This window comes from Psychrobacillus sp. 05T411 (assembly GCF_056396485.1).
On the sequence record NZ_JBFTLO010000013.1, the window covers coordinates 81,812 to 99,660 of the forward strand.

Sequence of the window (17,849 nt, forward strand, 5' to 3'; positions counted from 1 at the left end):
TCATCTATAATACCGTTGACAGTTTCGATATCAGTGTATAAAAAGGCACTACTAGATTAAATGAAAACAATTATTTCGTAGCTTAATGACTTTTTAAAAAAACAGCAACCAGAGTATTAATCTAGTCACTGTTTCCTACTCAATTATATTAAACTGTTTTTATATAGAAGAAATAAATACGAATTAGCACCTATTGAAATAAGATCGAAAAATCCACTGTTAATTCAGAACCGTTGTTCACAGTAATTGGAAGAGTAAGAGTTTGCCCTTTCAAATCTTCCAGTGAATCCGCTCCTGCCGGGACTTTAGAACTGATAAAAGCAACTGCTTCTGGAGACGTTGGAGCAAATCCATTCACTTTTGTTAATCCTAGTTCTTTAACAAATGTTTGATAGAATCCTTTACTTAGGAAATCTGCAACTCCTACATCTTTCTTCACTACAATTGTTAAAGAATTAGAAGCACTTGTTGCTGCCGTCATATTTTCAAACTGAGTGGCATTTAATATGGTTACTAAATTAGCAATTTTCTTATCTATCTTTTGTTGAGGAGTTGCTGTTGCATCATCAAGAGCGGCTTTCACCTTAGCCACTTCATCTAACAAGGCCGCAACAAAAGTGTTTGTTGTAGCATTTGGTAGACGATCCAGTAAAGCTTCTACTTCTCCGAATTCTTTTTTCGCTTCCACATTTTTACCGGCTTCTAGTAAATCTGTAATCTCTTTGAGTGACATATGAATAGTTACGGGAACCATCAATTCATCACGCTTTGCATCTGCGGGTTTTTTATACTTTTCTAATAGAAGATCACGCGCCGCTTTACCAGAGAAACGATATAAAATTGCAGTTCTTCCTTTAAGTTGGAATGATAATTTGTGATACGCTGTTTCTACTGCCGCAAAATCATTTCTTGCTTGGGCTGCTTCAATTTCATTCATAATTGGTTCTAAATATTTTGTTGCATAGTTGTATGCGTCAATATACGGAACCAATCCACCCGAAACTTTTTCACTATACAGTTCATCTATTTCTTTCAACTTCTCTTGTTTTGCAGAAGTCGATAGTTGAGAAGAGACTACTGCCTGTCTAGCAGCTTGGTAGTTTTTCTTCGCACTGTTTAAAGGCGGGTAAAGTGCACTACTCGGTGCTAATTTTTCTTCTAGTGACGGATACACATAATGCGTTGTCGCTTTGTCCAGTTCTACCTTCGCCTTATTTACCGCTTGATCCACAGATGAATTCGTCGCTCCTAGTGCAGCTGATGAAAATGATAATACCGATGTTGTTAATAATACTGCTGCTGTCGTTTGCTTGATAAAACGTTTACTCATGTTTCTCCTCCTCTTTTTGGGTGAAAATCTTTGCACAATTACCAGTGTATTCTAGCAAGTTCATATTGCCACTACTCTAGAGGACTTTTACAGTATTACCTCCACTTTACTAGCCAATTCTGTTGAACTCTTCGAAGCTACTGTAAACCTTACAACATCCCAAAATTAGTCATTTCCCTTTTTCGATATACTTCCTCCTATTCTTTTTTAGTAGCATAAATAGGATGAAACATTACAATTTTCCTATTATTTAATTTTATTACCCTACTTATCTATTCTTTAATCCTATTTTTCATTATTTTCTAAAAAATATTTACAACTTAGAAATGCTCGACTTTCAAAAGGGGAACACACTATCAGACACACACCAAAAATGATATGATAGACAAAATAAATCGTATGAAAAGAGGAAGGATCATGCATCAACGAATAAGAAAAAGGGAAAAAACAGAGCATGTGATTTTGGGAGTAGACATTTGGACTAGTGATTTGATTGAAAAACTCAAAAGATCCGGAACGTGGAATATTTCAGTAATCGATTATGAAGCAGAGGCAGACAAGCTTGCTTTAGGGTCAACTATCTTTTATTCTCCTGAACTAGCAAAACAAGAACTGGCTAAATCGAAGAAAATTGTCTTCCATAAATACTTAGATTCGGACTGGAGAGGCTAGCATTACTACCAACCGCTAAAGTCAATTTGCGACTTCCTAATGACATAATAGCCCCCTCTGTCTCATATTATGTATAAAAAGGACGCAGGAGGAGTTTCGTATCGTATGTTCAAATTGTGGTGACGAACAAGTCGTCGGAAACTTTTGTGGAACATGTGGATTTAAATTGGAAGAACCCATTGTTATGATGAAAAAAAGAGCCTCTACTCAGCAGGTAGAACCGAATATCCAGTTAGAGAATATTAAAAAAAGGTCCAAACAGTATCGCATCTATTTTATGCAGCAATTAAAAAAACCTTCCCGTGCGTTTGAACAAGGGGAAAAAGATTTTTCAAACGGCTTACTTAGCATTCTTTTGTTTGCCATCGTGTATTCCGTTTCGTTATTTTTAGTTGTGAACCGTAATTATTTTGGGGAGTCTTTAGGCTTTTTTTCTTTTTTCGTTCAAATTATGTTGCTTATTTTCTTGCTGTTTGGCATTGCAATATTTGCACTGTTTATCGCAAATAACTTTTTTGGTTCTCCTAATTCGTTGAAGACGATTATTAGTTTTTATGGAGGGCAATTGTCTCCTGTTGTGGTGAGTGTCGGGATTTCATTTCTATTAATAGTGATTCAATCATTTACATACGGAAATTTTGTGTTAATCATTAGTTTTATATTTGCCTTGTTTATATTGCCACTATACTTGGTTAGTTTTTTAGCGACTAAAAAAGCGCCTGGCTTGGATTCTTTATATGGTTTTATTCTTTATATTTTGGTGTTTGTGCTATTGTTCTTGATCTTGGTGACTATTTTGGCCGACACGATGCTGGGGACTTATTTGGATCGGATGATTTATTTACTTTGAATACATGCGTAAGTAAAGCTCTGTAGAGATGTAACTTCTCTGCAGAGCTTTTTCATTTATTTTATTAGTTTTTCTCTTAGTTTTTGCAGCAATCGCTCTCGTCTTTTTTTGATGCCTGGTATTGTGATGCCTACGCGCGTTGCCGCTTGTTGAAGCGAGATTCCTTCGACGAAAATCCAGAGCAATAATTCCCGTTCACTCTCGGTTAAATTTTCCATAGCGATTCCCAGATCTTCATGGACAAAACTTGTGACCAGTGACCTTTCCAGTAAAAGCGATAGTTTTTCATCTTCTACCACATCGACGTATTCTTCCTGACGCTTTTCTTTTTTTAGCTCATCCAGCAACGCCCCGTATATGCACCGATATGCGTATGGTGCGAAATCTCCTTTTGCGGCATCGAACTTCACCCATGTTTTCCATAAGGCAATTCTTCCAGCTTGACGATAAAGTTCAAGGTTTTTGTAAATATGCAATTTGCGTATACAGGCCGAAATCATTGGTTCATATTGACTTAATACTTCTTCAAATGTGCTCACTGTGCGTTCCTTTTGACTCGTGCACGATTCGGTTATTCCTAGGTAGGTTTAGGATAATCGGTATCAAGCATTAGTACCAATGAGGAAACGTCCAGTTTGGAGTGTGAAACTGACTGTTTGGCGAAGGAGAGTTTTTGGTTTGTCCCTGTGCAAGACACAATTCTAGTACAATTCAGACTTGTTCCGTACACAGGGACATAACAAAAAAGCGACCGAAGATTTGCTTCAACCGCTTTACTTTTTATCCATTTATCGGAGACATTATATTAGTGTAATATTTCTTACTCGGAATCCTCGATTTTGCTCATTATATTAATGGCTGTGTGTAATCTTTGCTGTTGTTTTAGTAAAACGTTTTTGGAAGCTTTTACTGTCATATGAATTCCATTATCAAACACGATTTGCGAGAACCCATTGCCTAACTCGTTAACATAGAAGTGATGATTAAAAATCCATACACACTCTACATTTTTATAGGATAATGTCGGAAATGCGCCAAACTCATTTGGGTTTATGAGAACCGGTGTTTTGTGATAATAATTCATGAACTCTTTAATCGCTTTCATACGACCTTCTAAAGTTGAAGCGTAGCGTATGCAAGCATTATTAAGTAACTCAGGTACAGACACTTTTGAATAATGAATTCCATGTGTTGTCGTGATTTTCGATTTGTTGCCATTCGTAAAAACAGATTCAAGTGCCAATGCTCGTCGATTAATCATTTTAGAATCATTTTCTTTCAAATAAATATCCTCCTTTTCGCCTCCTCTTCTATATATTATCAAATATATAATTCTATGTATAGTCCGAATTTACAAATAATAAGAATTTTTAAAACTTTTTACTCAAGTCTTTCGATCTACTTTCCTATTTATTTAAAGTTCACTATTCTGAATACATAGTTACACAGGGGCAACAAAGTAGTTTATACTATTTCTATAACTATCAGACTAAAGGGGAATCACTAGAATGAAGAAATTCATCGTATTTTTAGCATTTATCCTTTTTTTATTTTCGAGCTTTAGTAATGCCTCTGCAGCACCATTGTATAAGGATGTTGGAGATGATTATCCTGCAAAAGCGGAATTAGATTTTTTAGCTTCCAAAGGCATCATAACTGGTGACCCCGCACGTACTTTCGGAGTAGACGCAGAGATAACTCGTTTGGAAGCGGCAGAAATGATTGTGAAGTCTCTTAAACTTGATACTTCCAATCAATCAGATTCAAATTTTTCGGATGTTACTGCTGACCATGCAAGCTTCTCTACCATGGCAACCGTCGCAAACAGTGGAATTATGCTAGCTGATGAGAACGGAGCATTTAATCCAGATACCTATTTCACAAGAGGAGAAGCTGCTGTCTTTCTAGTCAGGTCTTTTGATCTGAAAGGCACAACCAAAACGCCATTTGTCGATGTATCACCAACTTATTGGGTTTCAGAAGCTATTAATACACTACAAGCGACCAATATTGCAAAAGGTTATCCAGACAACACGTTTAAACCACTAGCTAACATCACGAAAGTAGATTTTGCCGTTTTTATCGCACGCATTTTAAATCCGGATTTCCAAATAAAAGCACCACCTGCACCACCTGTTCCTGCATCGTGTGAAAAGCCAAGCAAGACAAAAACAATGAAAGTAAATGTCCAAGTTACATCTCTTTGGCACAAGCCTGGTATAGATAGAACGGTCGATCGCCCTTCCATCTCTACTCCAGTAGACATTTCTAAATGGATGAAAACGATGAACCTGAAACAAAAATGGTGGCTTGTAGATAAAACTGACACCCAAGCGTTGTTTGGAGATGAAGTCGTCGTTTTACAAAAAAGCGGAAAATGGTCCAAAATAGCAGTGAAAGATCAGTACGTCCCTTATCAAAAAGAGGGCTATTCTGGTTGGGTTCCAACATCGCATTTATTCGAAACAGCAACAGATACGACTAATTGTTCAATCGCTATTGTAAATGCCAAATCATCCACTTTATATAGTGATGCAAAGAAAAAGAATAAATATATAGACATCAGCTATACTACGATTCTTCCTGTGATCAAAGAAGAAGGGGAATGGCTACATGTGCTTACCCCACAAAACGGTGTGAAATATTTAGCTAAAAAAGATGCAAAAGTATATAAAAATTATGCAGCAGTTCCAAAACCTACGCAAAAAGATATCGTTAATAGTGCAAAAATGTTCCTAGGTCTTCCTTATTTATGGGCAGGTACATCCTCCTTTGGGTTTGACTGTTCTGGTATTATTTACTCGGTGTATAAAAACCATGGGATTCTCATTCCTCGTGACTCGTTTTACCAAGCAACGAAAGGGAAAGCCGTTTCTAAGAGTAATTTACAACCTGGGGATCTCGTGTTCTTTGCTGGCAACGGAGGAAAAGGGAAAGTGTATCATGTCGGATTATATATCGGAGAAGGTAAGATGCTCCATGCACCAAACGCATCCGATAAAGTCAAAATCGAATCTATTTCTGCAGGGGTTTATAAACGAAACTATTCAGGAGCCCGGAGATATTTAGATTAGTAGATTGGGGATAGAAAGTATTCCTATCCCCCCCTTTTTTGTCCCTGTGCAAGACACTATTCCGAATAGTCTCTTGCACAGGGACAAAAAAAGAAACAGCTAGGGAATCATCCCCAGCTGCTTCTTTTTATTACTTATTCTCCTACAATCACTTCAACTACCACTTCTTTTTTACCCTTCTCAACTGTTATGGTTGTATTTCCTAAAGCTTTAGCTGTAACAACACCATTTTTTACGGAAGCTATTTTATTATCTGCTACTTTATATTTTGCAGACTTAGTCACATCTTTTTCTGTTGTTGTTCCATCTACTGCTGTCGTTACTTCTTTAATCGTTAGTTGCGCTTCTGATCCTTTCGTAAGAACCACTTGCGGTTGAACTGCGACTAGTGTTACCTTTGGTGTAGTTGGTATTTCTAGTGCGGTTACAGTCACATTTACCGTTACTTCATTTTTACCGTAAGTAACAGTAATTGTTGTAGTTCCCGCCTGTTTTGCTGTTATTAAACCAGCTTTTACAGAAGCCACTTTACTTGATGCTACTTTATATTTAGCAGATTTGGTTACGTCTTTTTCTGTAATATTCCCATCTGCTGCTGTCGTTATTTCTTTAATCGTTAATTGTGCTTCTTTTCCTGGTTCAAGATCAATTTGTGTTTGATCTGCAGTTAAGATTACACCCGGTACGATAACTACTGGTTCTTTGACAGTCACATTTACAATCACAGTATTATCGCCATGCGTGATGGTGATAGTTGTAGCTCCTTCTGCTATTGCCGTTACTAAACCATTTGTAACTGTTGCTACCGTTTCATCTGCCACAGCGTACGTAGCTTCTGCAGTTACATCTCTATCCGTTGCTTCCCCTTCTTTAGGTGTGGAAGTTTCTGTAACAGCTAGTTGAGCTGTTTCGGCTACTACTAAATCAAGTTCCGTTGGATTTACCGCTAGTGTTACTTCTGATACTTCTTTCTCGAAAATTAAAAATTCTCCTTTATTGCCCGCTGCATCTTGAACGACTACTTTCACAGAATCTGTTTCAGTCGTTACTGGGAATGAAAACGATCCGTCTTGCGCTAAGTCGAAGTCCACTGCCTCGGCAGTTTCTCCATTAACAGTTGCAATATAGGAAGCATTTAGTTTTTCATTTAAATCATATTCTAATCCATATAAATATAATTCTTCATTGTATTCAATATACTTGTCCCTTACTTGTCCAGTTGCTACTCCATCTTTCACAGAGCCTTCAACTTCTGGTTTCGTTGTTTTTACTACAACTGGTCCAACATAGTCACCAATCGCACCCGTAGCAGCAAGTCCAGTAAAGTCGATTGTATATAGACCGTCTGGAATCGTTGTTGCAGGTTCGCCACTCCATGGTTGGTACTCACCATCAACGGTCAACTTCCAAGAGCCTGCTCCCAGCGAAGAACCCGCATGTAAGTAACCGATGTAACCATCACCATATTCTCCACCTTCAGGATTCATGATATCCCAAAGTTCGATATAGTTCGTTGTCACATTCCCAGTCAATGTGAATGTAAGGTCTGCTGAATCTTTCACACCATCTCCGTCAAAGGAAAGGTCAGTTTCTGTAATATTCATATCTCTAATTTCCGTAGCTACTACACCACTAAAATCTGCTGCAAAAGGTAATGAAATATCAGAATCGCCACCATTAATATGGATATATCCTAATATTTCTGCACCATTTGGAGCTGTCGCTTTAGAAGCGGTCAAGGTAACATTTAATAGTTGCTCGCCGTTCAGTGTGAATGTAGGTTGATCCACTGTTACTGTAGCATCACCGTAAGTTTTTATCGTATCAACGGTTACATTATAATTTCCACCGCTACCTTTACTATCTTTTACAAGAATTTGTTTGGTAACAGAAATATTTTCTTTTAAGGATTGTGGGCCGAATGTTACGGTACCTTTCAAGTTTTCTACAAGKGAGCCGCTACTGTCTAACACCGCAGTATCAATTGCATAAGCAAGTATGCTTGGGTGTGCTGCTGCATACGCATTAACACGGCCAGCACCTTGCGCGAATACATCATATTTTGATTTATTAAGCACTTTAGCCGTATTGGAAAGTGCAACTTTTACATCGAATGCATTCCAATCTGGGTTCGCTTGTTTAACAAGAGCCGCAATCCCTGCGATATGTGGTGTTGCCATAGAAGTTCCTGTTTTGCGGTCATATGCTTCTCCGTAAACAGCATCTGGGAAGTCAGCTTTGTACATTGGAATTGTAGACATGATATTCGTCCCGGGAGCGCTTACATCCGGCTTAATATCAAAGTTCGGAGTAGAAGGTCCACGTGAACTTGAATTGTTTACATCGTCTCCAATTGTTTTAGTAGAACCAAAATTACCGAATTGAACCGTCCCCGCTCCATCACTTAAAGCTGCACGAATTGCATCACCATCTGTTTGGGACATATCAAACGTTGGAATAAATGCAAAAGAATCTCCTAGAAATGTACCAGACGCATTCGGTGCATTGGAACCACCAGCAAAGTTATGGATAATCGTTGCCACTGCTCCATTTTCTTTTGCATATGCAATCTTATCGACAAATGCAATATTTCCACGAGAGATTAGCGCAACTTTGCCGTTTACATCTATACCTTCATAATCCTTTGCTTCCCCGTTTCCAGGAACGGCCACTAATTCCAATTCCCCTTGAAGTTGCGTCGCTAAATCTTTTCCAAAAGTTGTCCCCATCAATTGCAGTTGTTTTGTAAGATTATAATCACCAACTGTAACATTTACTTGACCGTTGTACATCGTTTCCGGATTCGTTGTGTTACCAACTGCGATACCTAAACGAGCCGTCGCTGGAGTTCCCATCGTTCCACGGTTAGGACCTGAGTTTCCTGTAGCGATGACAGAGATTGTTCCAGCCATCATTGCGTTATTAATCGCAAAAGAGCCACTATCCGTTTCCGTATTAGCCCCTCCACCTAGTGATAGATTAATAACATCCATTTGTTCAATAACTGCCGTGTCAATTGCTTTTACGATACCAGAAGTAGCTCCACTTCCATATGCACCAAGCACTCGGTAAGCATAGAGATCAACTTTTGGTGCAATCCCTTTAATACCGTATTCGTTCGCACCAATTGCTGCAATCGTACCCGCAACATGTGTGCCGTGAGAAGTATAGAAGGCACTTCCATTCGCATTAAATTCCGGTGTTCCTGCCGGTCGTTCTAAAGGCGAAGTTTCCGATGCGTCGTTTTCCGCACGGGTTCTTGCATAGGTAGATGAGTTCGGGATAAAGTTCTTTCCACCTTTATAAATGCCTGCAAATTCTGGATGATCTGCATCGATTCCAGTATCAAGTACTGCAACTTTGATGCCCTGACCTTCGATTCCTTCATCCCAAAGTCTTTCGATACCTAAGAATGAAATACTTGTATTCATCTTTGTATCTACGATTTTATCTTTGTTAATCGTAGATGGTTTGGTCGGTTTCGTTTTTTGTGGCTCTTCCGACGCATAAACAATTGTGTCAGGTTCTACTAGCGTAACTCCTTGCACAGTTAGTAGTTTTGGAAGATCATCTGCTTTTACAGTAGCTGCGAAACCGTTTAACACAGTATCGAATGAATATCCCTGTTTAATAGCAATCTTCTTTAGATTTAGTTCTTTTTTTACGTTTGCTTGTTGTGATTTCACTTTCGTTCTTACTTGATTCTCTTGGGTTGCTGAGAATCTTTTCCCTTTTAATTCGTTTATTCCTTTTTCAAGGGCAACTGGTTTTTCTGATAAATGTATGATTACGGCAACTTCTTGGTTACCCGCTAGATTTTGTAAGTCTTTGTGAAGTTTCGGTCCACCATCCAATAGGTTTAATTGTTCTGCAATCGCTGCTTTTAATTGTAAGGTGCTTTCGCTCGGAGTATTTTGTTTGAATGGTTGTACATCTGTATTCGCAGATACGGTTAGAGCTGGTATAAACATTGTAAAGACCATCGCTAGTACCATGAATGTACTGAATAATTTAGTGACTAGATTTTTCTTCACTCTATTTCCTCCCTTTTTGGACAATCTACTTTTCTCTATGAATCAAAAAATCTACTACAGCCTCCTTCTTATATTGCTATTTGAAATTTTAGTAAATTCCAAATATTATAATTCTATCATAATATTACTTAGCACTTTTATCTATATCTTTTTTTAATGCAAAAATGGTGTGGTCCCAAAGTGCCAGTACAAAGAGATTTTTAAAATTGAGTTAAAAGAATCTATAAAATTACAATAAATCCCTTAATGAAAAAGAAAGATTGTTTAGAGATTCTAATTCCTACATTTAACAAGGTAATAATCTCTTCCATTTTCTCAATAACCGGATGCTTTTGCTTAATATTAAAATAATGAAACAGATGACTAGTAACATACAAAATAAATAATAGTTACAAAGGACTACCTCACAAAGATGAATAGAGCAGGATATATACGGTGACTTGTCCCAATGCAAGTTGCAATTTGGATATTATTTAAAAGCTATGTTTTACATAAAACTTTAGGAATAAAGGGGGAAAAGAAAAAATCCTACACTCTCTAAATTAAATAGAAAGCGTAGGATTTTTATATTGTGATGTGTGCTATATAACTAGACTCTTATTCTTTCCCCGAAATATATGCCCATTTGTAACTATAATCCCCAGTGAATGGGTGCGCGATAATTCCATGCACATAAGGTTTTTGCAAGGACATGGATCCTGTTTGATACAAATTGACAATTGATGCCTCTTCTTCGACTACAACTTTTTCTGCTTCTGCTAATGCTTGCCAACGTGCGGCTGGATCTAGTGCAAGCTCTCCTTTGGCTTTCTCAAGAAGTGCATCGAATTTTTCATTAGCGAAAGACATATTGTTTTGAGAAGATTCAGATTGGAACAAGTCCAAGAATGTAACCGGATCCTGGAAGTCAGGAGCCCAGCCAGTGCTCTGAATATCATAATCTTGAGCAGCATCTAAATCTAATTTAACATTGAATGGAAGACTCTTTATGTTAAGCGTAAGTCCTTTAAGGTTTGACTCCATTTGTGATTTTAAGTAAGCATCTAAATTTTTGGAAAGCTCGGTATCACCAGTAATATATTCGAATGTCACCTCAGTAAGACCTTCCTCTTTCATGCCTTCTTCCCATAATTTTGCGGCTTCTTCTGCATTAAATGGAAGCATGTCCCCGTTTACTTCACGGAAATCTTGTTTGTTTTCATCAAATGCAAACCCAGTTGGCACAAGGAAGTCTGCCCGAATGGAACCATTTGCCAAAACAACATCCACCATATCTTGCTTATTGAAAGACATAGCAAGTGCTTTTCTCAACTTTACATTGGCAAGTGGCGTCTTTTCTCCATTTCGTTCTTGATTTAATTTCAAATAATAGACGGTCGGTTTCAAAACCTGTTCCACTTCTTTATCATCTGCGTACTGCATGGCAAATTCTCCAGTTAGCGCAACACGATCTTTATCACCATTATTATATAAGTTAACAGATGTACCTGGTTCTTTTATAACGTCAACGTTGATCATATCAAGCTTGACTGTTTCTGCATCCCAATACTCTGGGTTCTTTTCCATTGACCAAGAAAGACCTGTGCCATCCCAGTTTTTCAACATAAAGGGTCCATTAGACAATAAACTTTCTGAGTTTGTAGCGTAGTTGTCTCCTTGTGCAGTAACGTACGCCTCATTTTGTGGATAAAATGTTCCAAATGCCATGAGAGACATAAAATAAGGAACTGGTCGTTCTAGTGTAACAATTAATGTTTTGTCATCCTTCGCTTCTACCCCTAATTCCGTTTTACCCATAGCACCGTTAGCGATTTCTGTTGCATTTTTAATAATACCAGTCATCATATAAGGTCCATAAGTCGATCCAGTATCTGGGTCAACTGCACGCTGCCATGCAAACACAAAATCGTGAGCAGTTACAGGTGTGCCATCTGACCATTTAGCATCACGTAATTTGAATGTATATGTAATACCATCTTCACTAATTTCTGGCTCGCTTTCAGCCATAGCAGGAACCGCTACATTATCTTGATCTAAGCGGAACAATCCTTCTCCTATATTGTTTAGTACATTGAAAGAAACAGCATCATCCGCTAGAACCGAGTCCACGGACGGAATCTCTGCACGTTCGACTAGATTTAACACTTGTTCCTCATCCAGTTTTTCACTTGTTGCGTTTTCTGTACCTTCTGTTTTTTCCGTATCTGTTGTATCTTTAGCGCTGTCGGCGTTGTCCCCCCCGCCACATGCTGATAGAAAAATACCTACGACAAAAACCATTGCTATAAGCCATAATAATTTGTTTTTCTTCATCATACATCCCCCTTTTACTTTCCTGAATTAATTATTTACTTCTCTACTATACATTCTTTTTGCGTCCCTGTGCACCAAACTATTCTGAATTTTTTAGTTTGAAGTCAACAAAAAGAACATCCTCCCTTTCTATTGAGCGAATGTTCTCAGATTATTAACTTCTATTTTATTAGTTGTCAGAATTATTCGTTGAACAGGGGCGACTTACAAAGGCACCTTACACTTCGTAGATAGTCGCTTCTCTTTCCTCTGCCTCTACTCTTGGTCGGTGGTTTAAGCAGTAGCTACAATAGCCTGCATTTGACTTTTCAAATGTAGATGGCAGGTACTTTTTTAAAACTTCTCTATTTAAAAAGGGAGGGGGAGGTTTATTTTCTTCAAAGTAAAATGGATAGGAACTATATGGGTACCACTCTAGCCGTTCCACTATTGGTTGCTTCGTTTCTATGGGGTTGCGATGGATGTAGTTACTGACTTTTAGTAATCCAATTGGAGACTCTACTTCTTTTGCGAAATAGCGTCTTTGATAGATTCTTCCGACATAATTATATCTTTTGGAATACGAGCTACTGTATCTTCTATTAATAAGTGCCATGATTTTGCTAAGTGGCTCTCTTTTAGATTTAATAAGAAGATGATAGTGATTTGTCATGAAACAATAGGCGAGGATTTCAAATGGACTCTTGTCATAAACATAGTGAAATACCCGCATAAGCTCAAGCATATCTCGATGTGACCCAAATATGGGTTGTCGATTATTGCCTCGCATGATGACATGATAGTAGGAATCGGGATTAAAGTTTCTTTTTCTTGTCAATGTTATGCCTCACTTTCCTTTTTGTGTCCCTGTGTAAAAACTATTCTGAATTCTCGTATGCAAAAGTATAGAAAAATAACTTAAACCCCTTCGGTTGGTGAATGTTCTCTGTAATTTACATATACATCAGTTGGTTGTCAGAATTGTTTGCCACACAGTGACATTCCACACTACTTTAGGAACGTCGTATGTACAATTGCTGCTTGTCTCGTCCACTCCAATGCTTCGGTAACCGCTTGATCTGTTGCCAATAAATCACCTTCCAAATCAGATACGGTCCTGGCTAGTCTCAAAATTTTCATTGTAGAACGACTACTGATTTTCGCTTTAAAACAAAAGTTTTGAACGCTAGACAGTTGTGCCTCAGAAAATATTACTTTCCTTTCGAATAATTTCACTGGTACAATTGCGTTTGTGTAATTATATCTATAACGAGTCAGCTGCATCGCTCTTGCAGCTGCTACTTTACACCTTATTTCTTCCGATGTTTCACTCAATGTTTGTGTTAGGATTCCTTGATTTTGCAAACCTAATACAAAGTCAATTCGATCAATAATTGGTCCCGTTATCTTCATTATATATTTTAAGCGCATCTTCTCCGTACATGTGCAATATCTTTCATTGGAACCGTAATATCCGCAAGGACAAGGGTTGGTCGCTCCCATTAAATTGATCGTTGCTGGAAATTGATTGGATCCTTCTACACGATTCACCACGGCAATTCCTGACTCGAGTGGTTGTCGTAATGTGTCAATGACACGACGAGGAAAATGACCAAGCTCGTCCAAAAACAACACACCGCGATGCGCTAGCGATATTTCGCCAGGTTTTGGATAACGTCCGCCACCAATAATAGCCCCTTCCGAAATGGAATGATGGGGACTTCTAATTGGAGGACGCAAACCCAAGTCCCTAGCTTGCATGGCCATTTGATAAATGCTGTACACTTCTAGTTTTTCGTCATTCGTCAGATCAGGCAGTATTGTATGAAACGCATTGGCCAGTAAACTCTTACCACATCCAGGGGGACCAGTCATCAACACATGATACCCTCCAGCTGCCGCCAAAGTAAGCGCACGCTTCGGTTGTTTGTGTCCACGAATGGCAGAAAAACATATATACGGTGTTTCTTCAGGTGCATTTGGGAGTGTTTCTAAAGGAATCAATTCCAGTTCTGCGTCAGAAAGAGGGCGATTCTCTCTTAAGTGCGAAAGTAAATCTTTTATATGGGCTACGCGAACTAGTTCTACATCTGGAATCTCAAGAAAAAGGGATATATCAATAGGTGGGATAAAAATTTTCTTAAAGCCCAACAGCATTGCTTGGTGGATGGTTGGAATAATACTATTGAATGTAGTTAAATGTCCGTCCAAAGTGAGGGCAGCGATAAAACATGTTTTTTCGGGGATTTGTATGGGTTCATTTGACATCGCTTGCAATACCGCCAAAAGCATCGCGGCGTCATACGAAGTACCTTGTTTTTTCACATCAGAGGGCGATAGTAAAATGGTAATTTTCTTCATATTCGTATCGATACCGAKGGATAATAAACAGTTCAATATCCGTTCTTTTGATTCCTTAATCGAAGCATCTGGCAATCCAATAATGATACATTGCTCCTTATCGTCCCAAACTGTCGCCTCTACCCGAATAATTTGTCCTTTCAATCCTTGCATACCAACACTATATACATAATTATGTATCTTTGCTCCCTACTTTCTTTTCATAGTTTTCATATCATCATGCTTTTTTCCACCATACAGTATTATTATTTGGAAGTAAATTGTCATAAATGAACATTAAACATGACAATTTCATTTTCGATACGAAAATGGATTTAAAATTTAATTTTAAGGCTTTTTTCTATTCCAAAACTAAATTCTTCGTTTTTTTGATATGTCCCTGTGTGCGGAACAATTCTGAACTTTCATATGCAAAAAGACAAAAAAAAGAGCACACACAGCTTCGTTTGGTGCATGCTCTTTGCTTTTTACGTGTTCCTTGTATAATTGTCAGAATTATTTTTCACACAKGGACACTTATGGGAAATTATTTAGCCATATCTAGCGCCTTTAGCAATTCGGCAATTTGATCATTCTGCTCGTCTAAAAATAGTTTAAAGTCTTCTGAGTTTTTATAATCACTTTCCCATCCAGCACTTGTCATAGCTGTTTTCCACTCTTCTGTTTCCACCATCTCTTTAATCTTATCGTTCCAGTAACTTAGCGCCTCTTCACTCATTTCTTTCGGTCCAAAAATTCCTCGCCAAATCATAAATTCAGCATCGATACCAAGTTCTTTCATAGTTGGAACGTCTTTCAGTTCTCCGCCCATTCGCTCTGGCGAAGCGACCGCAAGAACTTTTACTTCGCCGGCTTTTACATACTGTGTTACGGATGAGGCATCTGTTGCTAGAACATCAGCATTACCACCTAGTAAAGCCGTCATTGCTTCTCCAGTGCCATCATATGATACATATTTGATCGATTTATGATCGATCCCAGACTTATAGGCCGGCAAAATAGAAACTAAATGATACATGGAACCGGGTCCTGATCCTCCCGCAAAAGTTACAGAAGTCGGATCTTTTTTCAAATCGTCTAGTAAAGACTGGATATCATTATACTTTGAGTCTGATTTAACGACAATAGAGCCATAATCTTTCGTTAATTGGGCAAGAGGTGTAGTATCCTTATGTCCAAAAGGGCTATTCCCTTCTTTTTTCAAATGGTTGATTAAAACGGGAGGTGACCCCGTGAATAATTTATAGTCATTTTTAGCGTCTTGCGTCACATAACTAGCAAGAAAGACAGTTCCGCCACCGCCAGGCTGATTCTCAACCATCATGCTCCCATCCACAAGCTTGGATTCTGTCATTACTTTCGTAAACGTCCTTGCAGTCCGGTCCCATCCCCCGCCTGGTCCAGAAGGTGCTACGACAACAATCGCTTTTTCAGGATACGCATTTTTATTAGCTCCGCTAGCGGTATTGCTCCCCGCTCCACTGCAGCCTGCTAACCCTAAGGCCACAACAGTCCCAAGTAGAATACCTTTCCATTTTGCTGTTTTCATCATTACTACTTCACCCCTTCAGATAGTATGAATCTCCATTTTTTTATAGCAAATCTTGAAAGCGTATACATTATTATTTAAATGAATTCTCCCCGACACAAAAATCAGGGAGAATTCTATTCGTACAAAATTAGTTCACTAGCTCCGCATTTTTACCTAATACAAACTGCGCAGCGGATGTACCGGCTAATTTACCGTAAACAGCACCAGACATCAAACCAGACCCACCTGGATAGTTTTCGTAAAAGATCCCACCAATCATTTCACCAGCCGCAAACAGTCCTTTAATTGGTTGTTCTTCTTTATTTAACACTTCTCCCGATGTATCTACGTGCAATCCACCGAACGAGAATGTGATACCACATGTTACAGGGAATGCATAGAATGGGCCTTGTTCGATTCGGAGTGCCCAGTTCGATTTTGGTGGAGTAATTCCTTTCGTTCCTTTTCCATCTTTCTCCGCTGGTTTGTAATCGCCTGCTTGGACAGCTTTGTTATACTCCTCGATTGTCTCTAGGAATTGGTTTTGATTTACCGGTAATAAATTCGCAAGCTCTTCAAGAGTATCTGCTTGATAGAAAGTCGCTTCTTCCAAATCATATTCTTTTCGCAACATCGGACGTACTTGTGCATCATAAATTTGATAAGCTACATGACCGGGTTGTTTCAATACTTCACGACCATATTTGGCATAGGTATAATTCCGTAGATCTGCTCCTTCATCTACAAAACGTTTTCCTTCGTTATTCAGCATAATACTGTAAGGATACGAATGCTTTTTAAAAATATCGCCCGGTTTCGTAAAATCCCCCACTATCGGTGCATTAGAATCTGTCCCAATCGAATGGCAGCCGGACCATTCCCCAAACTTTTGAGCTCCAACTTCTAAAGCCATAAAAATACCGTCACCTGTATTAAATTCAGTTCCGCGGACAATTGCGGCTTCCCATTCTTTACCGATATGTTCGCTTCTCAATTTCTTATTTGCCTCGAAACTTCCACAAGCTAATATGACACTTGCAGTATTTACCCTTATCTCTTCGCTGTCTTTTTCCACAACAATGCCCGTAATTTGGTCGTTCTCTTTGATTAATTTCACTGCACGTGATTCATACCAGATATCAATGCCTAGCTCTTTGACTCTCGCGAAAAGTTGCTTCATGAGTCCAACGCCTTTATCTTCCGTTTTTATAGGTAGACCACCCCAAAAATGGCGTTTACCATCTTGTATAAAGGATTGATTGTCATAATTTAGTTCAAATTTGATCCCTTGTTCTCGCATCCATGCAATCGTTTCATACGATTTAGAAACTAGCTGATTGGCAAGTCCCACATCACTTTTCCAACCTGTAACTCGCATCAAATCATCGTAGTAATCTTTTTCACCGTATTCGGGCATTACGATCAATTCAGCTTCCTCGTCCGTCAATTCTGGAATGACCTTTCGGATAGCATCTAAATTATGGTAAGCAACACGAATCGCTCCATCTGTAAAAAATGAGTTTCCTCCACGCTTTTCCACTGGACCTCGTTCAAGTACGAGAACATTTGCACCGCCTTCTTTTGCTGCGATTGCCGAACATAATGCTGCATTCCCCGCTCCAACTACAACTACATCGTAACTTTGTGTATGTGACATTCCGATTCCCCCTATATAAGTTATCGTAACTCTTTAAAGTTATAGTAA

General features: G+C 38.6%; 12 protein-coding genes. 3 read left to right on the forward strand and 9 right to left on the reverse strand.

Annotated features, from left to right (window positions below):
• Window positions 1-190: 190 nt before the first annotated feature.
• Window positions 191-1,330 (reverse strand): hypothetical protein, encoded by a 1,140-nt coding sequence (locus tag AC1DFT_RS12415; RefSeq protein ID WP_478159065.1) that lies wholly within the window; start codon window positions 1,328-1,330, stop codon window positions 191-193.
• Between the two features lie 417 nt (window positions 1,331-1,747).
• Here AC1DFT_RS12415 and AC1DFT_RS12420 point away from each other — a divergent pair, with 417 nt between their 5' ends.
• Together AC1DFT_RS12420 and AC1DFT_RS12425 are read left to right on the forward strand one after the other, a co-directional pair.
• On the forward strand, window positions 1,748-2,002 hold the full coding sequence (locus tag AC1DFT_RS12420; protein WP_478159066.1) for a hypothetical protein: 255 nt from the start codon (window positions 1,748-1,750) through the stop codon (window positions 2,000-2,002).
• Window positions 2,003-2,186: 184 nt separating this feature from the next.
• Window positions 2,187-2,852, forward strand: a complete 666-nt coding sequence (locus tag AC1DFT_RS12425; RefSeq protein ID WP_478159067.1) for a hypothetical protein — start codon at window positions 2,187-2,189, stop codon at window positions 2,850-2,852.
• Window positions 2,853-2,908: 56 nt separating this feature from the next.
• Here the strand turns inward: AC1DFT_RS12425 and AC1DFT_RS12430 are convergent, their stop codons facing one another.
• Together AC1DFT_RS12430 and AC1DFT_RS12435 are read right to left on the reverse strand one after the other, a co-directional pair.
• The gene (locus AC1DFT_RS12430; protein ID WP_478159068.1) at window positions 2,909-3,391 is read right to left on the reverse strand and encodes a sigma-70 family RNA polymerase sigma factor; all 483 of its coding nucleotides are present in this window, start codon (window positions 3,389-3,391) and stop codon (window positions 2,909-2,911) included.
• A gap of 281 nt (window positions 3,392-3,672) precedes the next feature.
• A complete protein-coding gene (locus AC1DFT_RS12435) occupies window positions 3,673-4,134 on the reverse strand; it encodes a competence protein ComK (protein ID WP_478159069.1) in 462 nt (153 codons plus the stop codon).
• Between the two features lie 226 nt (window positions 4,135-4,360).
• On the opposite strand from AC1DFT_RS12435, the gene AC1DFT_RS12440 reads away from it, so the two are divergent.
• A complete protein-coding gene (locus AC1DFT_RS12440) occupies window positions 4,361-5,926 on the forward strand; it encodes an NlpC/P60 family protein (protein WP_478159070.1) in 1,566 nt (521 codons plus the stop codon).
• A 134-nt stretch (window positions 5,927-6,060) separates the two neighbouring features.
• Here AC1DFT_RS12440 and AC1DFT_RS12445 read toward each other — a convergent pair whose 3' ends face one another.
• The 6 genes from AC1DFT_RS12445 to tcuA all read right to left on the reverse strand — a co-directional run bounded on the left by AC1DFT_RS12445 (window position 6,061) and on the right by tcuA (window position 17,801).
• On the reverse strand, window positions 6,061-9,960 hold the full coding sequence (locus AC1DFT_RS12445; RefSeq protein ID WP_478159071.1) for a S8 family serine peptidase: 3,900 nt from the start codon (window positions 9,958-9,960) through the stop codon (window positions 6,061-6,063).
• A gap of 597 nt (window positions 9,961-10,557) precedes the next feature.
• Complete coding sequence (locus tag AC1DFT_RS12450; protein WP_478159072.1) at window positions 10,558-12,273, reverse strand: peptide ABC transporter substrate-binding protein; 1,716 nt, start codon at window positions 12,271-12,273, stop codon at window positions 10,558-10,560.
• A gap of 217 nt (window positions 12,274-12,490) precedes the next feature.
• Window positions 12,491-13,090 (reverse strand): transposase, encoded by a 600-nt coding sequence (locus AC1DFT_RS12455; protein ID WP_478159073.1) that lies wholly within the window; start codon window positions 13,088-13,090, stop codon window positions 12,491-12,493.
• 170 nt (window positions 13,091-13,260) lie between these two features.
• The gene (locus AC1DFT_RS12460; protein WP_478159095.1) at window positions 13,261-14,793 is read right to left on the reverse strand and encodes a YifB family Mg chelatase-like AAA ATPase; all 1,533 of its coding nucleotides are present in this window, start codon (window positions 14,791-14,793) and stop codon (window positions 13,261-13,263) included.
• A gap of 346 nt (window positions 14,794-15,139) precedes the next feature.
• Window positions 15,140-16,162, reverse strand: coding sequence for a Bug family tripartite tricarboxylate transporter substrate binding protein (locus AC1DFT_RS12465; protein WP_478159096.1), 1,023 nt, complete (start codon window positions 16,160-16,162; stop codon window positions 15,140-15,142).
• 130 nt (window positions 16,163-16,292) lie between these two features.
• Window positions 16,293-17,801 (reverse strand): FAD-dependent tricarballylate dehydrogenase TcuA, encoded by a 1,509-nt coding sequence (gene tcuA / locus AC1DFT_RS12470; protein WP_478159074.1) that lies wholly within the window; start codon window positions 17,799-17,801, stop codon window positions 16,293-16,295.
• Window positions 17,802-17,849 lie beyond the last annotated feature (48 nt).